The organism is Promicromonospora kroppenstedtii DSM 19349 (assembly GCF_000515355.1).
GTDB classification, from domain to species: domain Bacteria; phylum Actinomycetota; class Actinomycetes; order Actinomycetales; family Cellulomonadaceae; genus Promicromonospora; species Promicromonospora kroppenstedtii.
Genome location: NZ_KI911565.1, coordinates 3,577 through 8,416, shown reverse-complemented (window position 1 = coordinate 8,416; position 4,840 = coordinate 3,577). Strand labels below are relative to the sequence as shown.

General features: G+C 71.9%; 6 protein-coding genes. 3 read left to right on the top strand and 3 right to left on the bottom strand.

What is annotated here, in order from left to right; genetic code table 11:
* Positions 1 to 586: NYN domain-containing protein (locus PROKR_RS00090; protein WP_245605648.1), on the bottom strand; the 586-nt coding region annotated here is incomplete at its 3' end.
* 149 nt (positions 587 to 735) lie between these two features.
* On the opposite strand from PROKR_RS00090, the gene PROKR_RS00085 reads away from it, so the two are divergent.
* Both PROKR_RS00085 and PROKR_RS00080 read left to right on the top strand, forming a co-directional pair.
* Positions 736 to 1,356: a TetR/AcrR family transcriptional regulator gene (locus PROKR_RS00085; protein WP_036958679.1), complete on the top strand. Its 621-nt coding sequence runs from the start codon at positions 736 to 738 to the stop codon at positions 1,354 to 1,356.
* A 78-nt stretch (positions 1,357 to 1,434) separates the two neighbouring features.
* The gene (locus PROKR_RS00080; RefSeq protein ID WP_036958677.1) at positions 1,435 to 2,307 is read left to right on the top strand and encodes an LLM class F420-dependent oxidoreductase; all 873 of its coding nucleotides are present in this window, start codon (positions 1,435 to 1,437) and stop codon (positions 2,305 to 2,307) included.
* Between the two features lie 3 nt (positions 2,308 to 2,310).
* On the opposite strand, the gene PROKR_RS00075 is transcribed toward PROKR_RS00080, so the two are convergent.
* Together PROKR_RS00075 and PROKR_RS00070 are read right to left on the bottom strand one after the other, a co-directional pair.
* A complete protein-coding gene (locus PROKR_RS00075) occupies positions 2,311 to 2,967 on the bottom strand; it encodes a DNA-3-methyladenine glycosylase I (RefSeq protein WP_051432535.1) in 657 nt (218 codons plus the stop codon).
* A gap of 120 nt (positions 2,968 to 3,087) precedes the next feature.
* Positions 3,088 to 3,954, bottom strand: coding sequence for a TetR/AcrR family transcriptional regulator (locus tag PROKR_RS00070; RefSeq protein WP_051432534.1), 867 nt, complete (start codon positions 3,952 to 3,954; stop codon positions 3,088 to 3,090).
* A 126-nt stretch (positions 3,955 to 4,080) separates the two neighbouring features.
* On the opposite strand from PROKR_RS00070, the gene PROKR_RS00065 reads away from it, so the two are divergent.
* On the top strand, positions 4,081 to 4,840 hold a 760-nt coding region (locus PROKR_RS00065), incomplete at its 3' end, for an ATP-binding cassette domain-containing protein (protein ID WP_036958676.1).

Sequence of the window (4,840 nt, the reverse complement as noted above, 5' to 3'; positions counted from 1 at the left end):
GCGAGGCGGCCGGTGCCTTCTGCGCGGTGGCGCGCTCCGCCGTCGCGCCGGCCTTGCGGGTGCGGGAGCCGCGCTTGTGGGCCGGGGCGCCCTGGTCCTCGTCGGGCACCTCGACGCCCTCGAGGCGGTCGTAGAAGAGGAACTCGTCGCAGGCGGCGGGCAGCAGGCGCGACGTCGACTTCTCGACGCCGACGCCGATCACGCGCTTGTTCAGCTCACGGAGCTTGTGGACGAGCGGCGAGAAGTCGCTGTCGCCGGTGCACATGACGAACGTGGAGATGTAGTCCCGCTCGAAGGCCATCTCGATGGCGTCGACCACCATCTTGATGTCGGCGGCGTTCTTGCGGGAGGCGCCCATCCGCTGGGTCATCTCGATGAGCTCGACCTGGTGCCGGGTCAGCATGCGCCGGTCCTCGTCGAAGTACGACCAGTCCGCGTAGGCGCGGCGCGCCACCACCCGCCCGCGCACGGCGAGCGCGTCGGCGATGGGGCCGAAGTCGAACTGCATCCCGCCCAGGTGCTCCCGGGCGCCGAGCGCCAGGTTCTCGTAGTCGATGAAGACGGCCAGGCGTTCCTCGAGATCCATGCCCGCCACTCTAGGGGGTCTGCCGGAGGACGGGGTCCGGAGCCGCGCCGGGCAGGCGATCCGCAGGGCGAAATGGCGAGGGGGTGAAATGATCAGCCCACGCCCTTCCTGAAGGGCCCAGAAGTTCACCCGTTGCCTAGGATTTGGCCATGGCCGAGGCGACTGCCGGACACGACGACGACCCGATCTCCAACCGGAACCGGATCATTGCTGCTGCCGCGCGCCTGACCTGCGCCCACGGCTGGTCCAAGGTGACGATGGGCCGCCTCGCGACCGAGGCCGGCGTGAGCCGGCAGACCGTCTACAACGCGGTCGGCAGCCGTGACGACCTGGCCGAGGCCATGGTGCTCACGGAGTCGGCGCAGTTCATCTTTCACATCGCCGAGGCCTTTGACCGGCACCCCGACGACCTGCTGGCGGCGATCCACGACGCGGTGGAGAACACGCTGGCGTTCGCCGAGGGTAACGCGCTGCTCCGCGCCGTGGTGTCCGCGACGCACGGCGCCGACACCGAGCTGTTGCCGCTGCTCACCACGCACTCGGAGTCGCTGCTGGGCACCGTGAAGGTGGTCGTCCAGGACCGGGTGGACCAGTACGAGGTGACGCTGCCGCCCGAGCGGATCGCGGTGGTCATCGACATCATGGTGCGCTCGGCGCTGAGCCACGTGATGCAGCCGACGGCCTCCCCGCGCGAGACGGCCGGATCGATCACGTGGCTGGTGGCGTCCGTGCTCGGGCGCACGGAAGAGCTGGTCGGCACGGGCGTCTGACCGCTCGCCGCCGGGCTCGCCCGGGGTCGCGCCCGATCCATGGCTTGACGCGCCGCGTCGGCGGAGGAGGATCGAGGCATGCGAATCGGCACCCACTTCATGCGTTTCGACTCGATGGAGCCCGCCCGGATGCGCACCGAGCTGGCGGACGCCGCCCGGTACGCCGACGAGGGCGGCGTCTCGTGGATCTCCGTGATGGACCACTACTTCCAGATGGAGCACCAGGGTTTCCCGGCATCCGACCCGATGCTGGAGGCGTACACGACCCTGGGCTACCTGGCCGGGGTGACCGAGCGGGCGCAGCTCGGCGCGCTGGTCACGGGGGTGACGTACCGCTACCCGGGCCTGCTGGCCAAGATCGTGGCGTCCCTCGACGTGGTCTCCGGCGGCCGGGCGACGTACGGCATCGGCGCCGCGTGGTACGACAAGGAGCACGCGGGGCTGGGGGTGCCGTTCCCGCCGGTCAAGGAGCGGTTCGAGATGCTCGAGGAGACCGTCCGGATCGCGCGGCAGATGTACGACCCGGAGCAGGACGGGCCGTTCGAGGGCAAGCACTTCCAGCTCGCCGAGACCCTCTGCTACCCGCCGCCGCTGTCGGGCCCGGAGATCATGATCGGCGGGTCGGGCGAGCGGAAGACCCTGCGGCTCGTGGCGCAGTACGCCGACGCGTGCAACCTGTTCGCCGAGACGCCGGAGCGTCTGCGCCACCTGCTCGACGTGCTGCACGCCCACTGCGCCGACGTGGGCCGGGACCCCGCCGAGATCCGCATCACGATGCTGCACCGCGGCACGCCGATCCGGCCGGGCGACACCGCGGCCTTCGTCGAGGAGATGCGGGGCTTCGCCGTGCACGGCGTGGACACCGTGATCCTGCGGCCGCCGGGCACCTCTCTCGCCGAGTGGGTGCGCGACGCGGTGCTGCCGGTCGTGGAGCCGTGCGCCGACCTGTGACCCTCAGCCGGCCGGGGCTGCCGCTCCGGCCGCCCCGGTAGGCACCGCACCGGCCCGGCGCAGCACCACCGGGCAGGTGGCCAGGTGGTCGTCCACCAGGCCGCACGCCTGCATGGCCGCGTACGCCGTCGTCGGCCCGATGAACCGGAAGCCCTCCTTCTTGAGCGCCTTGCTCAGGGCCTTGGACTCGGCGGTCGTCGCCGGCACGTCGCCGAACGAGGCGTGCCGCACGCGCCCGGCCGGGTCGGGTGCGAACGACCAGAAGAGCTCGTCGAGCGTGCGCCCGGAGTCGTGCAGCGCGACCACGGCGCGGGCGTTGTCGATGGTCGCCTCGATCTTCATGCGGTTCCGGATGATGCGGGCGTCGAGGAGCAGTCGCTCGACGTCGTCGGCGCCGAAGGCCGCCACCCGCTCCGGGTCGAAGCCCTCGAACACCTCGCGGAACGCCGGCCGCTTGCGCAGCACGGTGATCCACGAGAGGCCGGACTGGAAGCCCTCCAGGGCGATGCGCTCCAGCAGTGCCTGCTCGCCGTGCACGGGCACGCCCCACTCCTCGTCGTGGTACGCCGAGTAGAGCGCGTCGCCGTCGCCGAAGCAGCGCCCGGCCGGGCCGCCGTCGCCGGCCGTCGTGCTGATGTCTGTCCCGTGTTCGGTGGTCACGGGACCACTCTGACTCACGTCACCGACACTCCGCGCCGGTCGGCAGCCTGCCTGTGCACGACGTCCGAAAACCGCTGCCTGTGGTCGCGCCACAACCGTTGCGACGCCGTGCTGAGGGGCTCAGGAGCTCTGGGGCGTGATCGCACCCCGGCGTCGCAGGTACGCCTCGAGGCCGTCGAGCACCACCGAGATCCCGAAGGCGATGTCGTCGTCGCCGGGTCCGTCGACGGCAGGCCCTGACCACGACGCGAACGAGGCGAAGATGTGCGGATAGGTGTCCGGGCCGGCGTAGCGGCCGAGCACCACCTCGAAGTCCGCGTAGGGGTCGGCCGCATGGATCGCGGCCGGGTCGAGCTCGGACTCGGGGGTGTCGTCTGGCAGCCCGGCGTCCCGCCGCACCTTGTGCACCGCGGCGCGGTGGGTCTCCACGTGCACCCGGGCCTCGCCCAGTACGTGCTGGGCGAGCAGGCCGACGACCGCGAGCTTCTCGTCCGCGGGCAGGTCCACCTCCCGCATCACGCCGAACGCCTGGTCCATCCAGCGCACCCGGTTCGGCCCGGGCGGCGTGGCCGACAGCGGGAGATCGAGCATCCACGGCCTGGTCAGCGCCATGTCGATCTGCGCCCGTGTCCAGGCCTCCAGCCCGGCCCGCCAGTCGGCGCCGGCCGGGATCTCGGGCAGGTCGGCCGCCACGGCGTCCGACATGAGGATCAGCAGCTCCTCCTTGCCGGACACGTGCCGGTACAGCGCCATCGGTGTGTAGCCGACGGCCTCGGCGACCCGCGCCATCGAGACGGCGGCGAGGCCCTCGGCGTCGGCCAGCTCCATGGCGGCCCGCACGATCCGTGCGGCGGACAGGGCGGGCTTGGGCCCGCGCCGGCGCGGCGCCGTGTCCCCCCACAGGCGCTGCACGACGGCGGGCAGCTCGTGCTCCTGGCCGGTGCTCGGCGGCTGCTCGGCCGGTCCGGACGTGTCGTCTGTGCGCATCGGGTTCCATCCTGCCCTGCCCAGCCGGGCTGATCCGACTCGAAACTCTCTTGACCACATACTGTTTACGGCGCACACTAAAACGCGTAGGACGTAAACAGTAACTGGACCCGAGAGGAAACGACCATGGCTGCGATCGTCACGGCGGAAGGACTGGGCAAGTCCTTCGCCAGGCGAGGCTCGACGAGCCCGCCCGTGCTGGACGGGCTCCACCTGGAGCTCGAGGAGGGAACGGTGCTGGCCTTGCTGGGGCCCAACGGGGCCGGCAAGACCACCACGGTCCGCATCCTGTCCACGCTGCTGCGGCCCGACACGGGTCGTGCGACCGTCGGCGGGCTCGACGTGGTGCGGGACGCACGCCGCGTCCGCGAGATCATCAGCCTCACGGGGCAGCAGGTCGCCGTCGACGACAAGCTGTCGGGCGCCGAGAACCTGACGATGATGGGGCACCTCGCCCACCTGCCCCGCCGTGTGGTGCGGGACCGCGTGACCGAGCTGCTCGCCGCCTTCGACCTGGCCGACGCCGCGAGCCGGCACGTGGGCACCTGGTCGGGCGGCATGCGACGCCGGCTCGACCTCGCCGCCGGCCTGCTCACCCGGCCCCGAGTCATGTTTCTCGACGAACCCACCACCGGCCTCGACCCCAGGTCGCGGCAGGCCCTGTGGGACGTCGTGCGGGGCGTCGTGGCCGACGGCACCAGCGTGCTCCTGACCACCCAGTACCTGGAGGAGGCCGACCGGCTCGCCCAGCGCGTCGCGCTGGTGGACGGCGGCCGCGTCGTCGCCGAGGGCACCCCGGCCCAGCTCAAGCGCGAGGTCGGCGAGGCAGGCGTCGAGCTCACCTTCGCCACGCCGTCCGACGCCGCCCGGGTCGCCCCGGCACTCG

Coding starts and splice junctions, on each gene's coding strand:
- PROKR_RS00085 (WP_036958679.1), top strand. CDS start 736: ATGGCCGAGGCGACTGCCGGACACGACGACGACCCGATCTCCAACCGG.
- PROKR_RS00080 (WP_036958677.1), top strand. CDS start 1,435: ATGCGAATCGGCACCCACTTCATGCGTTTCGACTCGATGGAGCCCGCC.
- PROKR_RS00070 (WP_051432534.1), bottom strand. CDS start 3,954: ATGCGCACAGACGACACGTCCGGACCGGCCGAGCAGCCGCCGAGCACC.